This is a genomic window from Streptomyces sp. NPDC041200 (assembly GCF_055591805.1).
In genome coordinates, this window is the sequence record NZ_JBVIZF010000033.1 from 1 (window position 1) to 20594 (window position 20594).

Below are 20594 nucleotides of genomic sequence, written 5' to 3' on the forward strand. Positions count from 1 at the left end.
CATGACATGGGCTGACGGGGATGGCGGCGCGGGAACGGGCGCCGCCCGGTCAGACGCGGGCGCGGCGCTCGACCGCGACCGCACAGGCCGCGAGGGCGCCCACCGCCGGGGCGGTCAGCGGCAGCATCTGCCAGGCGGCGACGGTGACCACCGCCAGCCCCCCGGCCAGCAGCAGCGATCCGCCCGGGTCGGCGGCCAGGCCACGGCGTACGGCGGTACCGGCCACCGCGGCCCAGTCGGCGCCCGGCCGCCACGCGGCGGCCGTCCGCAGCCCCAGGACGATCACCGCGAGCGTGCCCGCCACGCTCACGGCGATCAGGGCGGGCCCGCCCGGCAGGGCGCCGGTGCGGGCCACCCGCAGATCGAAGGCGAGCAGCGCGAGCGCCGCCCACCACAGCAGGGAGAACCGCCAGCCGCTCCGGGTCGCCTCCCGCACCCCGGCGCCGAAGTCCCGCAGCGTGGAGCGCTCCCCGTCCAGATGGCGGCGCAGATGCGCGCATCCGGCGGCGAACGACGGGAGCAGGGTGACGAGCGGCAGCGCGGCCAGCACCACCCAGACGCCGGTCAGCAGGCACTCGGCGAACAGCGAGAAGCGGACCAGCCGCCGCGAGGACCGCTCGGACCTCCGTACCGCTCGCTCCATGACGGCCCCTCAGCCCTTCAGCCCGGAGGTCGAGGCGCCCTCGACCAGATAGCGCTGGAAGGCGAGGAAGAACAGCAGCACCGGCAGCAGGGCCACCAGCGACATGGCGACCATGCCTCCGTAGTCGGCCACGCTGTCCTGGTCGATGAAGAGCTTCAGCCCCATCGAGACCGTGTACTTGTCGGGCTCGTTGAGATACAGCAGCGGGCCGACGAAGTCGTTCCAGGACCAGATGAAGGTGAAGATGGCGCTGGTGATCAGGGCCGGGCGGCACAGCGGCAGCACGATGTTCCAGTAGATGCGCAGATGACCACAGCCGTCCAGCCGCGCCGCCTCGTCCAGCTCGCGGGGCAGGCCCCGCATGAACTGCACCATCAGGAAGACGAAGAAGGCGTCCGCCGCCAGGTACTTGCCGAGCAGCAGCGGAACGTAGGTGTTGATCAGTTCCATCTTCTGGAACAGGATGTACTGCGGGATGATCAAGATCTGGAAGGGCAGCAGCAGGGTGGAGATCATGAGCGTGAACAGCACGTTCCGCCCGGCGAACCGGATCCTGGCGAACGCGTACGCCGCCAGCGAGCAGGAGAACAGCACCCCGATCACCGAACCGACCGCCAGGAACAGCGAGTTGCTGAAGAAGGTCGAGACGGGGACGTCCGCGATGCCGTCGGAGAGCCTGCGGTAGTTCTCGGTGATCGGATCGGTGGGCAGCAGCTCAAGGCTGCCGATGATCTGGTCACCGGGCTTGAACGACCCGCCGATCACCCACACCACGGGATAGAGGATCACGGCCAGCACGGCGAGCGCGCCCACGTGCCAGGCGACGGAGCGGAACCGGCCCCGCCCGCTGCCGATCAGGGAGTTCGAGCCCTTCAGGGAGGTCGAGGGAGTGGTCACCGGGCGTCCTCCTCGTAGTGCACCCAGCCGCGCTGGGTCTTGAACAGCACCGCGGTGACCAGGCCGATGCCGAGCATCAGCATCCAGGCCATGGCGGCGGCGTAGCCCATGCGCAGGTTCCGGAAGCCCTGTTCGTACAGGTACCAGCCGTAGACCAGCAGCGAGTCGCCCGGGCCGCCGGTGTTGGTGCCGGAGCCGGCGAGCACGACGGCCGAGGTGAAGACCTGGAAGGAGTGGATGAGTTCCAGCAGCAGGTTGAAGAAGAGCACCGGGGAGATCATCGGCAGGGTGATGGAACGGAACCGCCGCCACGCCCCCGCGCCGTCCATCTCGGCCGCCTCGTACAGCTCGCGCGGCACCTGCTTCAGCCCGGCCAGGAAGATCACCATCGGGGCGCCGAACTGCCAGACGGTCAGGGTGATCAGCGTGGGCAGGGCCCAGTCCGGGTCCCCGATCCAGCCGCCGACGTCCCAGCCGAACAGACTCATCGACTTGTCGACGATCGCGTCGTCGTTGAAGATCGCCCGCCAGACGATGCCGATGCTCACGCTCGCGCCGATGAGCGAGGGCGCGTAGAACGCCGAGCGGTAGAAGCCCTGCCCCTTGCGGGGCTTGACCAGCAGCAGCGCCACACCGAGCGCGACCAGCAGCTTCAGCGGGGTGCCGATCAGGACGTACTTCAGCGTCACCTCGACCGATGTCCACCACCGGTCGTCCTGGAACATGTCCTGGAAGTTCTTGAACCCGACCCAGCGGGGCGAGTCGAAGAGGTTGTAGTCGGTGAACGCCAGATAGAGCGAGACCAGCATCGGGCCGAGCGTGAGCAGCAGGATCCCGACGCACCAGGGCGTCAGGAAGAGGTAGCCCGCCAGGGTCTCCCGGCGGCCGGACCGCCGCACGGCCGCCGGGTCGGCAGCGTACGGGGCGTCCGGCGCGGCGCCCTTGCGCGCCCCGGGCCGGGACGCGGCGGCCGAGCGCTCCGCCGCCCCCTTGGCCGCCGCGCGCGTCGTGGTTCGTGTCACGGAAGCTCTCCTCACGAGCCGAGCGCGGATTCCGCCTCGTCGAAGAACTGGTCCACGGCCTTGTCCACCGAGCTCTGACCCACCGTGACGCTGGTGTAGGTGCGCAGGAAGGCGGCCTCGGCGACATCGGTGCCCGCCGGGTGCGGCGTGATCGGCTCCAGCTTCTCGGTCACGCTCTTCTCGTACGCGGCGATCTTGGCGTTGACGCCGGTCGGCTTGTACGCCTCGTACTGGGCGGTGGTGGCCGGGATGCCGCGGTTGTAGCCCATGATCTTGCCGACCTCGGGGTCGTGCGTCATGAAGTCGATGAGCTGGGCGACTTCCTTGGGGTGCTGGGTGCGGGCGGAGCCGCTGAGCATCAGTGAGGAGAGGTACTGGGCGGTCCGCTTGCCGTCCGTGGTCGGGAGCGGCCCGAGTTCGAGGGGCGTCTTGGTCTCGGCCGCGAAGCGGACCAGGAAGTTGTCCCAGGTGAACTCGGCGGCCGACAGGTCGGCGCTGATCGTCGCCTTGGGCTTGGCCTGTTCGCCCTTCTTGCCCGGTACCAGCTCACCGGCCTTGGAGTGCTGCTGCCAGGTGTTCCACCACTGCTTGAGGTCGCCCTTGGTGAAGCCGAGCTTCTTGTCCTCGGTGAAGAACGCCTTGCCGTGCTGGCGCAGGTACAGGTCGTACAGGTACATCACACCGGCGTTGTCGCTGGCGCCGTAGAGCGTGCCGTCGGACTTCCGCACCTTCTTGGCGGCGGCGAAGAAGTCGTCCCAGGTCCATCCGTCCTTGACGGTGACCCCCGCCTTCTTGAAGGCGGCCGGGTTGTAGAAGAAGCCGAAGGTATTGGCGCCGACCGGCACGCCGTAGAGCTTTCCGTCGATGTCCCCTGATTTCTCCAGGCCGTTCCGGAAACCCTTCAGACTGAGATTTCCTTCCTTGACCTGCTTGTTGAGATCGAGCAGCAGATTCTTTTCACCGTACTTGCGAAGGAATGCGTACGAGTTCTGGAAGACATCCGGTGCGTTTCCGCCCGCGGCCTGGGTATTGAACTTGCTCCAGAAGTCGGCGTATTCGGCGTAGTCCGTCTTCACGGTGATGTTCGGGTGCTGCTCCTCGAAGAGCTTCACCGTCTTCTGGATCATGACGGACCGGTCCTTGGCGCCCCACCAGGCGTAACGGATGGTCACCTTCCCGCCGGACGAGCTGCCGCCGTCGCCGCCACAGCCGGTGGCCAGCAGCCCCAGCGCGACCAGACCGGCCGCGGCCCCGCGGAGCCCTCTCGCCCTGGCCGTCCATCGCCGAGTACTCATGACGTGCCCCTCCCCGGGCAGGTCTGTCCGACTGCCCCCGAAACCAAGCTTGAAACGTTTTAGGTAAGCGCTTGCCGGGCTAAGCTAGAGATCAGCGCCGGGTACGTCAACGGTTCGGACAGGATCGATGCGGAAGCGCTTCAACCGCGGCGGCGCCCACGGCACTCGGGACACGACGCGGGACACGCTCGGGACATGCGGAAACACCGAGGGCCCGGAGGCTTGAAGCCTCCGGGCCCTCGGTCCGGGGTGGGCGATACTGGGTTCGAACCAGTGACCTCTTCGGTGTGAACGAAGCGCTCTCCCGCTGAGCTAATCGCCCGGGCGCACGGCCAACATTAGCGCATGCCGGACCGTGCTCATGACCATCCGACCAGCCCGGGACCCGGACCGGCCGATGGCCACCGGCCGTCACTCCTCGATCTTCCAGGGCATGACGAGGCCGAACTTCCACACGTACACCGTCAGTGCCACCGCACAGATCACCACCCCGATCGTGGTCAGGATGATGTTCCGCTTGCGCACCCTCGGATCCAGGGCGCGATGGGCGGCCTCGGTCACCTTGCGCTTGGTCCAGCGCAGCACCAGCTGCGCCCAGACGAACTCGGTCGCCCAGATCGCCATACCACCGAAGATCACCAGCCATCCCGGGCCGGGCAGCGGCAGCATGATGATGCCCGCCACCACGACCGCGAGTCCCACGACGAAGACCCCGACCTGCCAGCTCAGGTGCAGCGTCCGCGACCGCTTGATGAACTGCGGCGCCCGGGAGCCGAAAACCGGCTCCTCCGACACACCGTCCCCCGTCGCGACCTCGGGCGCCGGCGGCACGGCACCCGTCTGTCGCTCGTCACTCTCCGCATTCATGTGACCCAACCTACCTGATCCGCTGAAGTCACCGTAATGGCGGCACCGGCGGGTCGGCGGCTCCGCCGCTTGAGCTATCGGAAGACCCGCAAAACGGTCAGAGGGGTTTACAACGGCACCGTAGGTGGCATGTCGATTTCGCCGACGTGCGAATCCCCGAGCGCACACTGAGCGAAAGGCCATGGCGCTTATGAACACCACGGTCAGCTGCGAGCTGCACCTGCGCCTCGTTGTGTCGAGCGAGTCCTCACTGCCTGTACCCGCGGGACTGCGGTATGACACGGCCGACCCTTACGCCGTGCACGCCACCTTCCACACCGGAGCCGAAGAGACGGTCGAATGGGTATTCGCCCGCGACCTTCTCGCCGAGGGCCTGCACCGGCCCACGGGCACCGGCGACGTCAGAGTGTGGCCATCCCGCAGTCACGGCCAGGGGGTCGTCTGCATCGCCCTGAGCTCCCCGGAGGGGGAGGCTCTGCTCGAGGCCCCGGCGCGGGCCCTGGAGTCGTTCCTGAAGCGGACCGACGCCGCTGTGCCACCCGGCACCGAACACCGCCATTTCGACCTCGACACAGAGCTCTCCCACATCCTGGCGGAGAGCTGAGACCCGACGAGAGCTGAGCGCGGCCGTCCGACTCGGGGAGACGGCGCGAGCCGGTACGCGAGATTCCGGCAGTGAACATCCCGGCAGTGACATCCCGGCGGTGACATCCCGAAAATTGGCAGAGGCAGGCGGCGGTGCCGCCGCCGCGGTTCCGTCCGCGGCGGCGGCATCGTTGTGTGGCACGCCGTGTCACACCCCGGCCCCGGCGCCGCTAGAGTCGAGCCCATCGGGGGAGCAGTCGAGGAGTACCTCCGATCCCAGGGGCCAGGGAGCCAACCGTGCTGATCAACCACGACACCCGGTACGCGCTCGACGCGGTCATCGACCTGGTGAACACCACGCCCGGCGACGGGACCGAGGACGGCCTCGCGGACGTCGCCGCGCTGCGCCGGTTCGTCGAGCGCAACGCCTTCAGCGACATCGGCACGCTCGGTGAGCGCGATCTGACCGCCGTACGGACCGTACGGAGCCGGTTCGCCGAGGTCTTCGCCACGGCGGGCAGCCGCACCCGGCACACCGCCGAACTGCTCAACACGATGATCGCGGCGGCCGGGACCACTCCGCGGCTGACCGACCACGACGGCTACGACTGGCACGTGCACTACTTCGCCCCGGGAGCGTCCCTGGCCGACCATCTCGCGGCCGACGGCGGCATGGCGCTGGCGTTCCTCGTGGTGGCGGGCGAACACGAGCGGCTGCGGCGCTGTGAGGCCCCGGACTGCCGGTTCGCGTTCGTGGACCTGTCGCGCAACCGCTCCCGGCGCTACTGCGACAGCCGCACCTGCGGGAACCGGCTGCATGTCGCCGCGTATCGCGCGCGGCGCAAGGAGGCCGCGAGCTGAGCCGAGCGGGCGCGCGCCGGAGCGCCGCGCCGCCGCCGGTTCGTCACCATCGGTAGAGGTCGTGGAGCGCGGTGCCGAAGAGCAGCATGCCTATGAAGGCGAGGAAAAGCATCAGCGGCGGCTGGGACAGGGCGAACAGGCAGCCGCGTGGCTCGTCGCTCGGTGGTACAGGGGGTCCTTCGATAGGGGATTGCTCCCCGGGTGTTTGCAGCATCTCGCGGGAGATCATGGCCCAGCGCGGACCCACGCTGCGGTCAAGGAGCGATTTTTGATCGGGAGCTTGTCAGATCCCGTGCTTTTTGAGAATGGCCTCGATGTCTGAGAAATCTTCTGTTCCGGAGCTGCCAGAGCTGCTTCCCGCAGTGGGTTTCTGCTGACCCGCCTTCTTCGTCGCTCCACCGGCCCCGCGACCGGCCCCCAGGGCGGGTTCCGAGGCACCCGGGGCCAGCGCTCCGCCCCGCTCCGCGGCGGCCGCCGCGCGCCGCTCCTTGCGGGTGCCACCGACCCGGCGCTCGGCCGCCCGGCTCACCATGAACAGCAGCCAGGAGATCCCGAGCACGCCGAAGCCCGCCCAGACGCTCGGCTTGAAGACCAGATCGGTCAGCCAGTCCAGGACGCCGGTCATCGCCAGGCCCACCGGCAGCAGCGCGTAGGCCGCGATCCGGGCCGCGGCACGGAAGCGCTTGCGGTACGCGGTCAGACCCGCGATGCCCAGACCGGCCGCGGACAGCGCGACGCAAATCGTGTCGGTCAGCATCGGTTCCTCCCGCCGATGGGTTGCGCAGTATGTCCATCCTGCACCCCACGGGGCGGCACGAGCCACAGCCGAGGCGCGGGATCAGGGTCATCTCCGGGTTCGGAGGAGCCCGTGGGGGCTGGAAGACTGGCCCCATGAGCGACACCGATCCCGCCCGACCCGTACTCGACGTGTGGTGCGAACTCCAGTGCCCCGACTGCCGTACCGCCCTGACGGACGTGCGTGCCCTGCGCGAGCGCTTCGGCGACGCCCTGGACATCCGGCTGCGGCACTTCCCGCTGGAGCGCCACAAGCACGCCCACGCGGCGGCGCAGGCCGCCGAGGAGGCCGTCGCGCAGGGGCAGGGCTGGCCGTACGTCGAAGCCGTCCTGGAGCGCGCCGAGAAGCTGGGCGCCCGGGGTGAGCTGCTGCTCGTCGACGTGGCGCGGGAACTGGGCCTGGACGCCGAGGAGATGGACACCGCGCTGATCGACGGGCGGCACATCCTGATCGTCGACGCGGACCAGGCCGAGGGCAAGGCGATCGGGGTGACCGGCACCCCCACGTACGTCATCGGCGGGGAGCGGCTGGACGGCGGGAAGAGCCAGGAGGGGCTGCGGGAGCGGATCGAGGAGATCGCGGCCCGGCTGCTGGCCGAGCGCGGCTAGTTTCCCGATCCGGCTGGTTCCCTGATCCGGCTGGTTCCCTGATCCAGAGCAGCTGCTTGAGCTAGAGCAGCGGCTTGATGAGGTGGTACTCGACCGCCTCGTAGCCCAGCGACTCGTACAGCCGCAGCGCCGGGGTGTTCCCGCCGACGACGTACAGACCGAGGCTGCGCGCCCCGGCGGCCAGGCTGTCGCGCTCGGCGGCCAGCATCAGGGTGCGGCCGTGGCCGTTTCCGCGGTGCTCCTCGCCGACCTCGACGGAGAAGACGTACGCCTCGCCCCACTCCTCGGCGTCCGGCTCCCCGGCGCGCAGCGCGACCCAGAGGGTGCCGACGTCCGTGCCGCCGTGGGCGAGGACCCGCAGCACGGTGCCGGGGGTGGCGGGGCCGTGCGGCAGCAGCGCCGCGTAGTCCGTGTCCGCCTTGGCCTCGGCCTCTTCGCGGGTGAGCCCGCTCTCCAGCACCTTGCTGATGTAGCGGGTGCGCTCATGGGCGTGCCAGGCCGGGTAGTCCGCCTCCGCCATGGCCCGTATCGCGCTGCCCCCGGGCAGCTCGGGCGGCTCCGTCAGCGGTTTGACCATGTTGCGGCCGCGTTCGCGATAACCGAGCGCGGCCGCGAGCCCGAGGGCGGTCGCCGCCTGCGCGGGGACGCTCACCACCAGCCGGGTGCAGCGCCAGCCGCGCAGCACCTCCTCGGCGGCGAGCGCGGCGACCGTGGCGCGGCCGCGGTGCCGGTCCGCGGTGTCGATGTGGAGGTGCTCGATCCGCCCGGCGGACGGGCCCAGCCGGGCGTCGGTGGTGAGCCGGACGCTGCCGACGGGGCGGCTGTTGACGCACACCTCGTACGAGCGCGCGCGCCCGCCGTCGTCGGTGTGCCGCTCGGGCGTGGTGGGCCGCAGGGTGGTGGTCACGAAGGTGTTCTACCCGGGCCCGGGGCGCGCGTCATCAGGTTTGCGGCGGTTCGTTTTTACGACGGTTCGTTCCCGTCGTCCCTGAGCGCGGTATCCCCGAGCGCGGTCACGGGTCGAGGTCGGCGGCCGCCCGCTCGGTGAAGATCCGCATGGCCTTGGCGGTGACCGGTCCTGGCGTGCCGGGCACGGTCCGGTCGTCCACCTGCCGTACGGCCTGTACGTCACGGGTCGTCGAGGTCAGGAACACCTCGTCGGCCCGTTCCAGAACGTCGAACGGCAGCTCGGTCTCCCGGGCCCCGACCCACTCCAGGACGAGGGCGCGGGTGATGCCCGCGAGGCAGCCGGAGGTGAGCGGCGGGGTGTGGAGTTCGCCGTCGAGGACGACGAAGACGTTGGATCCGGTGCCCTCGCAGAGCCCGCCGACGGTGTTCGCGAACAGGGCCTCGGTGGCGTCGTGTTCCCGGGCGCGGGCGAGCGCGATCACGTTCTCGCCGTACGAGGTGGTCTTGAGACCGGCCAGCGCGCCGCGCTCGTTGCGGGTCCAGGGGACGGTGACCACCGACGTGCTGTCCGCCCGGCGGTGCGTCTCGACGAGCGCGACGACGAGCGTGGGGCCCGCCGTGCCCCGGTCGGAGCCGAGCGGCGAGAGCCCTCCGGTGTAGGTGATCCGCAGCCGCCCGAGCGGCATGGGGTTGTCGGCGAGGACCGCCTCGCAGGCCCGCCGCACCTCGTCGAGGTCCGGTTCGGGCAGGCCCAGGCCGTGCGCGGAGCGGGCCAGCCGGTGGAGATGGCGGGTGAGCGCGAAGGCGCGGCCGTCCAGCGCCTTGACCGTCTCGAAGACGCCGTCGCCGACCGTCAGCCCGTGGTCAAAAACCGACACCTGGGCGCTGTCGGTTTCGCGCAGGGATCCGTCGAGCCAGATCGTCACCGCATGGTCCTTCCCGTCGGCTGCTGTACTTCCGACGCTACCGCGAGCAGTCGCGCCGCCTTGAGTTCGGTCTCGTCCCATTCCCGGTCCGGATCGGAGCCCCAGGTGATCCCGGCTCCGGTGCCGAACCGCAGCACGGCGCTGCCGGGGGACGGCCGGTCGATCCAGAAGGTGCGTATCCCCACGGCCAGCTCGCCGGTGCCGCGGTCCGCGTCGACCCAGCCGATGCCGCCGCAGTACGGGCCGCGGGGCGCGGTCTCCAACTCGCCGATGACGCGCAGCGCGCTGGACTTGGGCGCCCCCGTCACCGACCCGGGCGGAAAGGCGGCCGCGAACAGCTCCGCCCAGCCTGTTTCCGGGGCCAGCTCGCCGCGGACCGTGGAGACGAGGTGCACCAGACCCGGGTGCGGCTCGACCGCGCAGAGCGCGGGGACGGTCACCGATCCGGTGGCGCAGACCCGCCCCAGGTCGTTGCGGACCAGGTCCACGATCATCACGTTCTCGGTGTGGTCCTTCTCCAGCAGGTCCTCCGCCCGGCGGCCGGTGCCCTTGATCGGCCCGGACTCGACGGTCCGGCCGGAGCGGCGCAGGAACAGCTCGGGCGAGGCCGTGGCGACCTCCACCCCGTGCTCCGGCAGCCGCACGGTGCCCGCGTACGGGGCCGGGTTGCCGTGCGCCAGCAGGGCGGTCAGGGCGTCCACGTCCGCCGCGGCCGGGTCGGGCAGCGGCGCGGAGAGTACGCGGCACAGATTGGCCTGGTAGACCTCGCCCGCCGCGATGTGGCGGCGGACGCGGCGGACGCCCTCGGTGTACCCGGCCCGGTCGAGCGAGGAGGTCCAGTCGGTGGGCCGCGGGCCGCGCCAGGCGCCCTGCGCGGGGGTGGGTGCGGGGTTCTGTGCCGGGGCGGGTGCGCGGCCGGGGTGGGGGTGGCGGCGTACGTCAGCGAAGCGGGCACAGACCACACGGCCCTCGAAGTCCGCGACAACGGCCCAGAAACCCTCGGTGTCCAGAGCCGAAGGATCGCTGGTCACATCGCGAAGATCGGTGGCGAGCAGGCCGCCGAAGCGGGCGAGAGGGGGCAGGTCGTGCACGCTTGCGAGTCTATGGCGCCTGGTCACGGGGGTGGTGGGAGGGATCGCGGCGGGCGAGCAGGGCAGCACGCTGCGGAAACGGAATTTGAGCTGGCTCCGGAATCCGCTAGAGTTCAACACGTCGCCGGGACGCGGAAGCGCCCCGGGAAACGACACCTGCGGACGTGGCTCAGTTGGTAGAGCATCACCTTGCCAAGGTGAGGGTCGCGAGTTCGAATCTCGTCGTCCGCTCGAAGTGGGGGTTTCCCGACCCCTGCGCCTGGTGGAGTGGCCGAGAGGCGAGGCAACGGCCTGCAAAGCCGTCTACACGGGTTCAAATCCCGTCTCCACCTCGGACGATTAGCTCAGCGGGAGAGCGCTTCCCTGACACGGAAGAGGTCACTGGTTCAATCCCAGTATCGTCCACTCGGGGCCCTGGCGGCCCCACCCCCGGGGTCCTGGTGGCCCCACACCCGCGCGATTAGCTCAGCGGGAGAGCGCTTCCCTGACACGGAAGAGGTCACTGGTTCAATCCCAGTATCGCGCACGCAGTTCCCGGGACGATTAGCTCAGCGGGAGAGCGCTTCCCTGACACGGAAGAGGTCACTGGTTCAATCCCAGTATCGTCCACACCGAACGACGCAGGGCCGGAGCGGATGCTCCGGCCCTTTGTCGTATGTCCTGCCGTCGTATGCCCTGTTCAGGTTCGTCGGCGCTCGAAACGGCGCGAGCCCGGACAGCTCCCCAGCTGTTGCTGTAAAACATCGAAGAGTGTGACGTAGATCGCTCTACTCCTTGGCCTGCTTCTCGTCCTCCCAGGGGTCCGGCTCCCACACGGGATGGATGTGCACCTTCGCCGTCGCCCGGCTCTCCTCGCCACCCTCGACCTCCTCGTCGGGATCGATCCGTTCCAGCACCACGCGTCGGATGAGCTGCTTGAGCAATGCGTTCTGTTCCCCGACTTTCAGCGTCTCCCACTCAGCGGCGAGGCTGATGATCAGGGGCTCATAGTCTGTGCGGTCTGGCGTCTGCTCGACCTCGACGCACTTCTCGAGGGCGGCCTGTGTGGTGGCCTGCTGCTGCTTGATGCGGTCGCGTGCCTTCTCGTATGCCCCGGGCGGGTAGTCGTCCGGGTTAACAGCGCGGTCCGCTTGCAGCCGCGCGAGGCCGTCAGCGAACTTGTCGAGCTCGGCTTGCAGTCGCGCCCGTTCGCGTGCGGCTTGGGTCCGCTCGTCGAGAACGAGGGCGCGCTGCTGCGGCAACGACGGCGCCGCGTCCACGCCTGCTGCGGCCTCCCTGAGTACCCAGTTCAACACCTCGCGTTCGACGTGGTCCCGGCGCTCTCGTACGCCCTCACAGCCTGTTGTGCCAGTCTTCGCCCGCACGCTGCACCGGTAGGCGAATCCCCCACTGCTGACGATCGTTGCGCTGCCGCGGCATCCTGCGCACCGCATCAGCCCGGTAAGGCGATACAGCGCTTGTCGGGCACGGGGCGGCGTGGCGCGTACTGCCTTGCGGCGAGCCTGGTACGCCTCCCACAGGTCCGGTGCGACGCATTCCTCGTGGGCCCCTGAGATCATCAGGTAGTTCGGGCACCGAAGACCCTGCTTGTTCCGTTCGCACGTGCACTCTCGGTCGTGGACGCGGAGTAACCCCGCCGGGAATCCGCTGTCCATGTAGTGCTTAATGGTCGACTCGGCCCACAGGCGGTTCGTCGTGGTGCGGTGGCCGTGGCGGTTGAGCCATGCGGCCAGCGCCTCGAATCCGTGACGACCGTCGGCATAGTTGCGGTAGAGGTCGGCGAGGATCGGGCCCCGCTCGGGGTGGATCTCGTACCACTCTTTTTGGGTGGTCCAGCCGCCTTGGCCGTCGGGCAGGCGGCGGGGGTGCCATATATACCCCCAGCGTGGCCGGCCGGATGAGGGTAGGTGGAGCTTGTTACGGCGGTGGTCGTGGGTCTCGATCCATTGCTCGCCGGCGCGGTCGCTTTCGTAGTTGCCGAAAGCGAAGATCATGTCTCGCTGGAACCTGCCGATCGCGGTCCTCGCGTCAACGTGTTCGGTGGCTGACTCGAGTTGTCCGCCGGCTGCTTCGAGGCGAGCGAGGTTGGTCACGTTGCCTGTGCGGCTGCGGCCGAATCGGGAGTATCGCCATACGGCGATGCCTCGGGCCTCGCCCTGTTCTACGCGCTCGATGGCGCCCATGATCTTGCGTTTGAAGTTCCGGCCGGTGGCGTCAAGGTCGACGATCAGCGGCTCGAGTAGGCGGCGCCCGGTGCGGGCTGCCCATTCTCGTAGGACGCCCTCTTGCAGCTCGGGGCTGATCTGTTCCTCTTTCCATGTGCTGACTCTGATGTATCCGAGCCAGGGCTCGCCGTCAGCCTCCGAGCTCTGGAACGTAGCGGGTACGTCGGTGATGGTCATTCGGCTTTCTGTTCCGGTCGGACGTGCCGGGCATCGTCAAGGTGGCGGACGTTGTCCAGGGGGCACGTGGCGGGTTGGACGCGCGCGGCGCGGTCGTCGGTGACGCCGTCTGTGCGGTCGCCGCCCGACGGCGGCGGTTGGTCGAGCAGACCCCGGGCGACGTGCTCGAGGGCGAGGCGGTAGCCGGCCGTGTGCGCCGCGGTGATTTGGTCCGTCTCTACCTGGTGGGCCCGGTCGGACTGCCAGACGACGACCGGGGGGACCGCGGCCAGGGCGATCAGGATTCCGGCGCGCACCACGTCATCCCAGTCTGCGAACAGGCCAACTATCCCCATGGTGAGGCCCGTAACCAGCAGGACAACGACGAGAGCGGGCAGGTACCGGCTGATCACGGTGTTCCTCCGTGCGGGTGCTAGTTCTCTGCGAGGTTCCCCTCGCCTGTATCGGGGGGTGGCTGGCGTTGCAGAGTCTCGGCCATGGAAACGAACAGACGGCGTGCCTGACTGTCAGTGATGCCGAGTTCGTCGGCGGCCTGCTCGGGTGTAATGCGGCGTGAGCTTGTCGTCGGATGCTGTACGGCCCTGAGTTCGCTCTCGTTGAGGACTCCGGCACGTACCAGCACCTCGCCCAGCGGCACGCGTAGCGCCGCGGCGAGCAGGGCGAGCACGCGAGTGTCAGTGACGCTGTCGCCGCGGAGCAGGCGGCCGACAGTGGACGGGCTAATGCCCGAATCCGTCGCAAACGCGCTCTTGCCCCCGCTGCGCGGTCCGGAGATGTCATAGCCACGGGTCGTCAGCTGTTGTTGCAGCCAGCTGGCGAGCGTGGCGGCGCGGTGGTCGGACGCGCCATCCTTGTTGTTTTTCATGGGTGAAATGTAGCGCGGTACTGCCTCCCCTGACAGACCGCCTTTCAGACATGACCAGCTGATCCATGGCGTACCCCCTCGTGTGCGCATGGGCCGTCTGACCTGCGTCGTTTCGTAGAACGTTTGCCCGATTCTGCGCGGTTCCTTGCCCAGTGTCAACGACCTAGTACCCGTCGCGACCGGCGCTAACTTTCACTCCTGAAAGATAGGTGTTACTTTCTGCCCAGACAGACACTCTGTCTGACCAGAAAGGATCGGTCTCATGTACGACCGTGCCCTCTTGCAGGCCGTCGCCACGGACAAGGGCGATGAGCACTACACCGCCCTCGCCGCCCGTCTGAAAGTTGCCCCCGCGACCGCATGGCGCCTGTGGACCGGCAAAACCGCGCCGTCCGCGCGTGTCGCCGCCGCTGTCGAACTGGTGTACGGCATCCCCGCGTCACGGCTGCTCAAGCTCGCCGACGCTGAGCGCGTCGAGCAGCCGCTCGAGGCCGCGGCATGAGCGCCCCCATCACCCGCGAGCAGGCGTACGCCAACGCCCGCGCCGTACTCGACCGGGCCCGCGCCCGCCGCGACGCCGACCGCGCCGCCGGCCGTCTCGCCCCCGAGGTCGAGCTCATATGCCGCCGCCTCGAGCGCCAGCAGCGCACCGCGGCCCCCGCGCACCGCGCCGCCGCATAACGCACAGCGGGCCCCCCGGATGCGCCCGGAACGGCCCAGCACGACAGCACAGAAAGGCCCTGCCGTGAACCTCGCTGTTATCCCTGGCGATCAGTCGCCGCCTGCTGACGACCGCGCCGCCGAGCTGGTCGAGCTCAACCTCGACGAGCTCGCCTTCACGTTCGCGCAGAACCCGCGAGATGTCGCCCGCCTGCTCACGCTCCACGCGGCAAACGTGATCGCCCTCGACCTCGCCGCCGTCGACGAGACCGCGCCGCACTACGAGTGCGGCATACGCGCTGCGACGGCCGCCGGCACCCGCGCCGCCCTGCTCAACATGCTCGGCGCCCGCCCCGCCCGCAACCGCACCCAGGAGCACACCGCATGACGAGCACCGCCGTTGAGCGCCGGCCGGCGCCGGCCGCTGTCCCCGCCGTCCCCCAGCGCGGGGGCGCCCTCTCCCTCGCCCACATGACCCCGCGCGAAGCGTGGCTCTTCTGCGAAAGCCTCGCGAACACCCCGCTGTTGCCGGACCCGTACCGCAAGAACCCGGCATCGGTGCTGTGGGCGATGGAGTACGGCCGCGCGCTCGGCCTCGACGTGGTGACCACCATCACCACCATCCACGTCATCAAGGGCAAGCCGACGCAGAGTGCCGACCTCATGTTGTCCCGCGCCCGCGAGGCTGGGCACCGCGTGCGCATCAAGGCCGAGCGCACCAGCTGTGTGGTGCGGATCGTCCGGCACGACGATCCCGACGATGAAACGGTCGTCGAGTGGACTCTCGACGACGCCGTGACCGCCTGCCTGTGCGAGCTGCGTAACGGTCGCCCGTACGCCCGCGACGACAAGAACCGGCCCACGAGTTGGGAAAAGTACCCGCGCGCCATGCTCCGGAGCAGGGCGATTGCCGAGGCCGTCCGTATCGCCTGCCCCGAAGTGCTGCACGGCGCCATCTACACGCCCGAGGAACTGGGCGCCGTCGTCGACCAAGAGGGGAACGCCGTCGAGGTGCCCGCCGGCACCGCGGTCCCGGAGACGATTCCGCACACCGAGCAGCCGCGGCCGGCCCGCGACTACCTCGCCGAGGCCGTCGCCACCGCCGACGCCGACCAGCTCGCCGCCATCAGCAGCGACGCCACCGCCGCGGGCGCCCCCGAGCACTACCTCGCGCAACTGGAGGCGATCCGGGCCGTGCACGCCGCGCCGGACGCCGCCGCCGCCGGAGTCGTATGGAAGGCCGCCAAGACCGCCGGCGCCCCCGAGACGTACCTCGCCCAGCTCGCCGCCGTCGGTGCCACCAAGCCCGGTGCCAAGCAGCCCCAGCAGCAGGCCGAGCAGCAGCCGGAGAGCACCGCCCCGACCGGCGAGCAGGCCCCGGAGCACGCCGCCGAGCTCACCGCCATGTACGACGCCGCCACCGCGGCCGGTCTCAACCGCGCCGAAGCCGACGACGCGTTCACCGCGGCGCACCAGTGCAAGCCGAGCGAGGCCACCGTCGAGCAGCTGCGATCGCAGCGCGACGACCTGCTCGAGGCCGTCCAGGGAGCCGCCGCGTGACCGCCGAGCAGCCACCCACCACGACCGCCGTGCGCGCCGCCGTCACCCGCGAGGCTGTTCTCAAGGCGCTTCGTGACCACATCGACGCTGAGTACGAGACCGCCCGGACCGAAGTTCAGCACCTCCTCGACGAGCAGCAGCTCGCCACCGGCGGAACGAAGTTCGATGCGATCTTGCCCGACGGCACAAAGGTGGGGTCCGCCTCCCTCAGCGTCGGCGAAAAGGCCGCGCAGATCGTCGACGAGGACGCGTTCACCGCGTGGGTACGCACGACGTACCCCGCCGAGGCCGTAACCCGCATCGTCAAGAGCGTGCAGGCCGCGTTCACCGCTCGCCTGCTCGCCGAGATGACCGCGGCGGGCGCCGCCCGGATCGTCGACCCGGAAACGGGCGAAGTGCACGAGGTGCCCGGTGTGGAGATCAAGCCGAGCCGCAAGCGCACGCACTCGATGAACTTCCTACGGAAGACCAAGGCACGCCCGCAAGACGGCCGCGAGCTGGTCGCCTCGGCGTGGCGGTCCGGGCAGCTCGCCCCGATCATCCTGCCCGCCCTCGCACCGGCCCCGGGCCCGGGCGACGAGGGAGCCGCCGCGTGATGCTCGCCGCCGTCTGTGACCTCGCCTGCCTCGCTGCCCTCGCCGTTGGCGCGTGGGCCATCGAGGCCCGCCTCGCCGCCCTGTACCGCGCCACCCAGCGCAACCGCCGCCCGTAGCCCCCGTCCCGCCCCACACCACGGGGCGGGCCCCATAACGGAGCAACCCCGTTGAGCATCACTCTTGACCATGCCTCGCGCATCCTCGGCACCCCGGCCCCGGCCCCCGTCGAGGGACAGCTCGCCGTCGACGACGACCCCCGTATCGGCTCTGTGTGCACCGGATACGGCGGACTCGACGCGGCCGTTATGGACGTACTGGGCGGATCGCTCACTTGGGTAGCCGACCCCGACCCCGGCGCGACTCGAATTCTCGCCCACCACCACCCCAACACGCCCAATCTCGGCGACATAACCGGCGTTGAGTGGGCGGAGGTTGAGCCCGTCGACCTACTGACCGGCGGCTACCCGTGCCAGCCGTTCAGCATCGCCGGCGAGCAGAAAGGCACCGCAGATGATCGACACCTCTGGCCTTACATTGCCACCGCCATTCGCGTACTACGACCCCGACTCTGCTTCTTTGAGAACGTCGCAAATCACCTTCGGATCGGATTCCGAGACGTTCTCAGGGATCTTGCCGCGCTCGGGTTCGATGCGGAGTGGACAACTGCACGCGCGTCCGGCGTTGGCGCCGCTCACCAGCGGGAACGCCTGTTCATCCTCGCCTGGCCTGCCGACACCCGCCGCGAGGGACTACAAGGGTGGCGGGCAGAAAGGGCAGCTTCCGACCGTCCTGGCCATGCTGCCGACCCCTACCGCCAATCTCGGGGACAACGGCGGAGCGCAGCACCCGGAGAAGCGGCGGGCCGGAGGGCATCAGCCGTCGATTGCGGATGTGGTCGAGCACCTTGGGGCAAGTACGCCCCCGCCCTCCACCGATGGGAACAGGTCATCGGCCGACCGGCGCCGCCGCCGCTCAACGGCCAAGGACGCCCCAACCCTCTTTTCCTTGAGTGGCTAATGGGCCTCCCCGATGGTCACATATCCGCGGTCCCCGGACTGTCGCGCTCCGCGCAGATGCGGGCCGCCGGTAACGGAGTGGTCCCGCTCCAGGCGGCAACTGCGTTGCGCTTCCTGCTCGACCGGGCCGCCGCCCGCCAAGGGGTAGCCGCGTGACGACCGCCACTTCGCCGGGCATCCCCGACGGCCTCGCCGAGCAGTTCGCCCGCCGCTCCCGCGCCACCGCCGACGGCCACCGCGAGTGGACCACGGCCAACCGCACCGCATCCGGTGCCGGACGCTTTCGCTACCGCGGCAAGGACTACACGGCCGCACAGGCCGCGTTCATCCTGCGCACCGGCCGCGCGCCGGTAGGCACCGTCCAGCCAACTTGCGGCATGCCGCACTGCTGCGATCCCGCGCACGTCGACGACCAGCAGACCCGACAGCGCGACCGCGCCGCCCTCGCCGCTGTCACCGGCGTTCGGCATCGATCGCCGTCATGCGATCACGACCAGGCCGTACACGGCCGACACCGCGGCGACGGCCGCCGGTACTGCGACGCGTGCAACAACCCCAAGCCGACCGGCTGTGGCCACGGCAACCCGAGATGCGGCGGCGAGCCCGTCCACCCCTACTCGTGCGGGCCCCGGTGCGAACAGCACCAGCCGTCTAAGACGCACCCGTACCACCTCCCCGCCACGCAGTGACCTGCTCCGGGGCGAGGGCTCCCCCGCCCTCGCCCCGGGCGCCCTGTCCCCACACCACCGATAGGAGCCACGTCCGTGCCCCGCATACGCACTATCAAGCCGGAGTTTTTCACCAGTCTCACGGTGGCCGACCTCACCCCCGAGCAGCGGCTGACGTTCATTGGCCTGTGGACGCACTGCGACGACGAGGGCCGCGCCGTCGACGACGCACGGCTCATCAAGGCCGCCGTCTGGCCGCTCGACGACCGCACCGCCGCGGACGTCGAGGACGACTTGCGAGCCCTCACTGAGTGCTCACTGATCAGTCGTTACACCCTCAGCCGGAAGCCGTATTTGGCCGTCAACGGGTGGCGCGAGCACCAGCGCATCAATCGGCCGACCCCGAGCAGGCTCCCCGCCCCCGAGCAGGGCGAAACGACCCCGCCACCCCCGCCGACCAGCAGTGATGACGACTCACCGGCCCCTCACTCGCAACTCAGTGAGGACTCACGCCCGGAAAGGAACAGGGAACAGGGAACAGGGAACAGGGAACAGGGAACGTCGGTCGCCGCTCCGCAGCTACCCGACACGGCGCAGCTGCGCGAGGACGTCGAACGCGTCTGCAACCACCTTGCGGACCGGATCGAAGGCAACGGCAGCAAGCGGCCGACGATCACGAAAACGTGGCGCACCGCCGCACGCCTGCTACTCGACAAGGACGGCCGGACCGAGGAGCAGGTACACGGCGCAATCGACTGGTGCCAGAACTCGGACTTCTGGCGTTCCAACGTGCTCAGCATGCCGAAGCTGCGCGAGAAGTACGACACGTTGCGCCTCCAGGCCGCCCGCCCGGCCGGCAACGTCGTTTCGCTCGCCGCCGCCCGGCCCTCCACCACCGATCAGCGCGTCGCCGAAGGCATGAGCCTGACCGCCCGTCTGCGCGCCCAGGAGGCCGCACAGTGACCCCCGCCGACGCATCCGAGTTGCTGACCCTCGCCGCCGCGTTCGACCGCCGCACCGTCGGCGAGGCCGACGCCCGCGCATGGGCCGCCGCCCTCAACGCCATGCCGCTGGACGAGGACGCCCGCGAGGCCGTCGCCCGCCACTACGCCGAAACCGAGAAGTGGCTCACGCCCGCCCACGTCCGGGCCCAGCGAGCCCGCATTCGAGCCGAGCGCATCGACCGCGCCAACGTGCTGGACGACGGCCGGCCCGACGAGACGCCGAGGCAGTTCCTCGCGCGCCGCCGCGCCCTCACCGCCGCCGTGGCCGACGGCCGCCTCGAGGCCCAGACCGCGACGCAGGCCGTCGGCCTCGCCCCCTCGACCGCGCCGCGGGCCCTCACCGGCGGGCCCGCACCCGAAGTCGCCGACCGCCTCAAGGGAGTCGGCCGCCGCATCCCCGACGCCGCCGCCGAGGAGCTGCGCCCGTACCGGCCCGTGCGCGCCGAGCGCGAATCTCTCGCCCAGCACGGCCAGCCCGACCCGCTCGACGTGCCGTGCACGCACCCGCCGTGCCGCTCCCCCGCCGGCCAGCCGTGCCGTAACCGGCACCGCGCCCCGCGCAGCACCCCGCACCCGTCCCGCCTCGACGACGCCAGCGCCCGCCACAACGCCCAGGGAGCCGCCGCATGAACCGCAACCGCAAGCACCCCGACCGCCCCGCGCACCGCCGCAAGTCCACCGCGAGCGACCGCACGAAGAACACCAGCGGCTACCGCATCACCGGTGCGTGGCCGCAGCGCCCCGACCGGCCCGCCGTCAAGACCACGCAGGACCGACGCGCCCGCGACCGGATCGCCCGCGACATGGCCGCGCAGGGCGCATGGGTGACCGTCGAGGAGCACCGCGGGTATGACGCGTGGCGGACCCTGTACGAGGTCGACGGGCCCGCGCTGGTCGCCGAGCAGCAACTCGCCGAGCAGGCCGCGGCCGAGCGCGCCGAGCGCCAGGCCGAAGCCGAGCGCCGCCGGCGCCGCCTCGCCGCCGAGGCCACCACGCACGCCCGCGCCCTCATGGCGCCGCCCGCCATCGTCCGGCCCGAAAACCGGCAGCGCGCCCGGCACATCACCGGTGCCCAGCGATGATGCCCGCCGCCGCCGTCGCCGCGATCCGGGCCGCCGTCGAGGACGCCCACCGCCGCGACCTCGACCAGCCCGAGGACGTAGCCGAGCACGTCGTCGGCGAGCTCGAGGCACAGGGGTGGACGGTCATTGACCCGATCCTCACCTGTCCACGGCCGGCAGCGTAGAGCCACCCAGGGGGCCGTCCCCGTATTCGGCGCGCCCCCCTCTCCGCTAACTTTCTGTTCAGACAGAAAACATGTCT

General features: G+C 70.1%; 26 protein-coding genes and 6 tRNA genes. 19 read left to right on the forward strand and 13 right to left on the reverse strand.

From position 1 onward, the window contains the following. Positions 1-49: 49 nt before the first annotated feature. From ACZ6CL_RS36035 to ACZ6CL_RS36060, 6 genes are all read right to left on the reverse strand, one after another. A complete protein-coding gene (locus tag ACZ6CL_RS36035; protein WP_468943989.1) occupies positions 50-643 on the reverse strand; it encodes a DUF624 domain-containing protein in 594 nt (197 codons plus the stop codon). A gap of 9 nt (positions 644-652) precedes the next feature. Continuing rightward, positions 653-1519, reverse strand: coding sequence for a carbohydrate ABC transporter permease (locus ACZ6CL_RS36040; RefSeq protein ID WP_468944182.1), 867 nt, complete (start codon positions 1517-1519; stop codon positions 653-655). Between the two features lie 17 nt (positions 1520-1536). Beyond that, positions 1537-2562, reverse strand: a complete 1026-nt coding sequence (locus ACZ6CL_RS36045; protein ID WP_468943992.1) for a carbohydrate ABC transporter permease — start codon at positions 2560-2562, stop codon at positions 1537-1539. A gap of 11 nt (positions 2563-2573) precedes the next feature. After that, positions 2574-3857 carry an ABC transporter substrate-binding protein gene (locus ACZ6CL_RS36050; RefSeq protein ID WP_468943995.1) on the reverse strand — a complete coding sequence of 428 codons (1284 nt, stop codon included), beginning with the start codon at positions 3855-3857 and terminating at the stop codon, positions 2574-2576. Positions 3858-4107: 250 nt separating this feature from the next. Further along, a tRNA-Val gene (locus ACZ6CL_RS36055) sits at positions 4108-4179 on the reverse strand. An 89-nt stretch (positions 4180-4268) separates the two neighbouring features. Then, complete coding sequence (locus ACZ6CL_RS36060) at positions 4269-4724, reverse strand: TIGR02611 family protein (protein ID WP_468943998.1); 456 nt, start codon at positions 4722-4724, stop codon at positions 4269-4271. A 190-nt stretch (positions 4725-4914) separates the two neighbouring features. Here ACZ6CL_RS36060 and ACZ6CL_RS36065 point away from each other — a divergent pair, with 190 nt between their 5' ends. Together ACZ6CL_RS36065 and ACZ6CL_RS36070 are read left to right on the forward strand one after the other, a co-directional pair. Continuing rightward, positions 4915-5328 carry an SsgA family sporulation/cell division regulator gene (locus tag ACZ6CL_RS36065; RefSeq protein ID WP_003959770.1) on the forward strand — a complete coding sequence of 138 codons (414 nt, stop codon included), beginning with the start codon at positions 4915-4917 and terminating at the stop codon, positions 5326-5328. Positions 5329-5606: 278 nt separating this feature from the next. Beyond that, positions 5607-6170 (forward strand): CGNR zinc finger domain-containing protein, encoded by a 564-nt coding sequence (locus ACZ6CL_RS36070; protein ID WP_468944000.1) that lies wholly within the window; start codon positions 5607-5609, stop codon positions 6168-6170. 283 nt (positions 6171-6453) lie between these two features. On the opposite strand, the gene ACZ6CL_RS36075 is transcribed toward ACZ6CL_RS36070, so the two are convergent. Then, positions 6454-6927 (reverse strand): hypothetical protein, encoded by a 474-nt coding sequence (locus tag ACZ6CL_RS36075; protein WP_468944003.1) that lies wholly within the window; start codon positions 6925-6927, stop codon positions 6454-6456. A gap of 134 nt (positions 6928-7061) precedes the next feature. Between ACZ6CL_RS36075 and ACZ6CL_RS36080 the strand changes: the two genes are divergently transcribed. After that, positions 7062-7574 (forward strand): DsbA family protein, encoded by a 513-nt coding sequence (locus ACZ6CL_RS36080; RefSeq protein ID WP_468944005.1) that lies wholly within the window; start codon positions 7062-7064, stop codon positions 7572-7574. A 61-nt stretch (positions 7575-7635) separates the two neighbouring features. Here the strand turns inward: ACZ6CL_RS36080 and ACZ6CL_RS36085 are convergent, their stop codons facing one another. The 3 genes from ACZ6CL_RS36085 to ACZ6CL_RS36095 form a co-directional block, all read right to left on the reverse strand. Beyond that, on the reverse strand, positions 7636-8481 hold the full coding sequence (locus ACZ6CL_RS36085; protein ID WP_468944008.1) for a GNAT family N-acetyltransferase: 846 nt from the start codon (positions 8479-8481) through the stop codon (positions 7636-7638). A 106-nt stretch (positions 8482-8587) separates the two neighbouring features. Beyond that, the gene (locus ACZ6CL_RS36090) at positions 8588-9409 is read right to left on the reverse strand and encodes an aminotransferase class IV (protein WP_468944010.1); all 822 of its coding nucleotides are present in this window, start codon (positions 9407-9409) and stop codon (positions 8588-8590) included. Continuing rightward, on the reverse strand, positions 9406-10500 hold the full coding sequence (locus tag ACZ6CL_RS36095) for a chorismate-binding protein (RefSeq protein ID WP_468944013.1): 1095 nt from the start codon (positions 10498-10500) through the stop codon (positions 9406-9408). Before ACZ6CL_RS36095 ends, ACZ6CL_RS36090 begins: the two co-directional genes overlap by 4 nt. A 158-nt stretch (positions 10501-10658) precedes the next feature. Between ACZ6CL_RS36095 and ACZ6CL_RS36100 the strand changes: the two genes are divergently transcribed. The 5 genes from ACZ6CL_RS36100 (at position 10659) to ACZ6CL_RS36120 (ending at position 11109) form a co-directional block, all read left to right on the forward strand. Continuing rightward, positions 10659-10731 (forward strand) — tRNA-Gly (locus tag ACZ6CL_RS36100). A gap of 30 nt (positions 10732-10761) precedes the next feature. Beyond that, positions 10762-10832 (forward strand) — tRNA-Cys (locus ACZ6CL_RS36105). Position 10833: 1 nt separating this feature from the next. Next, positions 10834-10905, forward strand: a tRNA-Val gene (locus tag ACZ6CL_RS36110). Positions 10906-10954: 49 nt separating this feature from the next. Then, positions 10955-11026, forward strand: a tRNA-Val gene (locus tag ACZ6CL_RS36115). A gap of 11 nt (positions 11027-11037) precedes the next feature. Beyond that, positions 11038-11109: transfer RNA gene (locus ACZ6CL_RS36120), tRNA-Val, on the forward strand. A 158-nt stretch (positions 11110-11267) separates the two neighbouring features. Here ACZ6CL_RS36120 and ACZ6CL_RS36125 read toward each other — a convergent pair. From ACZ6CL_RS36125 to ACZ6CL_RS36135, 3 genes are read right to left on the reverse strand one after another with little or no spacing between them, the layout of a single operon-like run. Further along, positions 11268-12902, reverse strand: coding sequence for a recombinase family protein (locus tag ACZ6CL_RS36125; RefSeq protein WP_468944016.1), 1635 nt, complete (start codon positions 12900-12902; stop codon positions 11268-11270). Further along, positions 12899-13294, reverse strand: a complete 396-nt coding sequence (locus ACZ6CL_RS36130; protein ID WP_468944019.1) for a hypothetical protein — start codon at positions 13292-13294, stop codon at positions 12899-12901. The genes ACZ6CL_RS36125 and ACZ6CL_RS36130 overlap by 4 nt, the downstream gene beginning before the upstream one ends. A 20-nt stretch (positions 13295-13314) precedes the next feature. Continuing rightward, entirely contained in the window at positions 13315-13767 is a 453-nt protein-coding gene (locus ACZ6CL_RS36135; protein ID WP_468944021.1) for a helix-turn-helix domain-containing protein, read from the reverse strand. A 262-nt stretch (positions 13768-14029) separates the two neighbouring features. Here ACZ6CL_RS36135 and ACZ6CL_RS36140 point away from each other — a divergent pair, with 262 nt between their 5' ends. The 11 genes from ACZ6CL_RS36140 (at position 14030) to ACZ6CL_RS36190 (ending at position 20517) form a co-directional block, all read left to right on the forward strand. After that, complete coding sequence (locus ACZ6CL_RS36140; protein ID WP_468944023.1) at positions 14030-14269, forward strand: XRE family transcriptional regulator; 240 nt, start codon at positions 14030-14032, stop codon at positions 14267-14269. After that, positions 14266-14448 (forward strand): hypothetical protein, encoded by a 183-nt coding sequence (locus ACZ6CL_RS36145; protein WP_468944026.1) that lies wholly within the window; start codon positions 14266-14268, stop codon positions 14446-14448. The genes ACZ6CL_RS36140 and ACZ6CL_RS36145 overlap by 4 nt, the downstream gene beginning before the upstream one ends. Positions 14449-14512: 64 nt before the next feature. After that, positions 14513-14815 (forward strand): hypothetical protein, encoded by a 303-nt coding sequence (locus ACZ6CL_RS36150; protein ID WP_468944029.1) that lies wholly within the window; start codon positions 14513-14515, stop codon positions 14813-14815. Next, positions 14812-15987 carry a recombinase RecT gene (locus tag ACZ6CL_RS36155; RefSeq protein ID WP_468944032.1) on the forward strand — a complete coding sequence of 392 codons (1176 nt, stop codon included), beginning with the start codon at positions 14812-14814 and terminating at the stop codon, positions 15985-15987. The genes ACZ6CL_RS36150 and ACZ6CL_RS36155 overlap by 4 nt, the downstream gene beginning before the upstream one ends. After that, complete coding sequence (locus tag ACZ6CL_RS36160) at positions 15984-16583, forward strand: hypothetical protein (protein WP_468944035.1); 600 nt, start codon at positions 15984-15986, stop codon at positions 16581-16583. Before ACZ6CL_RS36155 ends, ACZ6CL_RS36160 begins: the two co-directional genes overlap by 4 nt. Positions 16584-16852: 269 nt before the next feature. After that, positions 16853-17755, forward strand: a complete 903-nt coding sequence (locus ACZ6CL_RS36165) for a DNA cytosine methyltransferase (RefSeq protein ID WP_468944185.1) — start codon at positions 16853-16855, stop codon at positions 17753-17755. Then, positions 17752-18288: a hypothetical protein gene (locus ACZ6CL_RS36170; protein ID WP_468944037.1), complete on the forward strand. Its 537-nt coding sequence runs from the start codon at positions 17752-17754 to the stop codon at positions 18286-18288. The genes ACZ6CL_RS36165 and ACZ6CL_RS36170 overlap by 4 nt, the downstream gene beginning before the upstream one ends. A gap of 75 nt (positions 18289-18363) precedes the next feature. Further along, the gene (locus ACZ6CL_RS36175) at positions 18364-19230 is read left to right on the forward strand and encodes a hypothetical protein (protein WP_468944040.1); all 867 of its coding nucleotides are present in this window, start codon (positions 18364-18366) and stop codon (positions 19228-19230) included. Beyond that, positions 19227-19901: a zinc finger domain-containing protein gene (locus ACZ6CL_RS36180; protein ID WP_468944043.1), complete on the forward strand. Its 675-nt coding sequence runs from the start codon at positions 19227-19229 to the stop codon at positions 19899-19901. The genes ACZ6CL_RS36175 and ACZ6CL_RS36180 overlap by 4 nt, the downstream gene beginning before the upstream one ends. Beyond that, positions 19898-20353, forward strand: coding sequence for a hypothetical protein (locus tag ACZ6CL_RS36185; RefSeq protein WP_468944045.1), 456 nt, complete (start codon positions 19898-19900; stop codon positions 20351-20353). The genes ACZ6CL_RS36180 and ACZ6CL_RS36185 overlap by 4 nt, the downstream gene beginning before the upstream one ends. After that, the gene (locus tag ACZ6CL_RS36190; RefSeq protein WP_468944048.1) at positions 20350-20517 is read left to right on the forward strand and encodes a hypothetical protein; all 168 of its coding nucleotides are present in this window, start codon (positions 20350-20352) and stop codon (positions 20515-20517) included. Before ACZ6CL_RS36185 ends, ACZ6CL_RS36190 begins: the two co-directional genes overlap by 4 nt. Positions 20518-20594 lie beyond the last annotated feature (77 nt).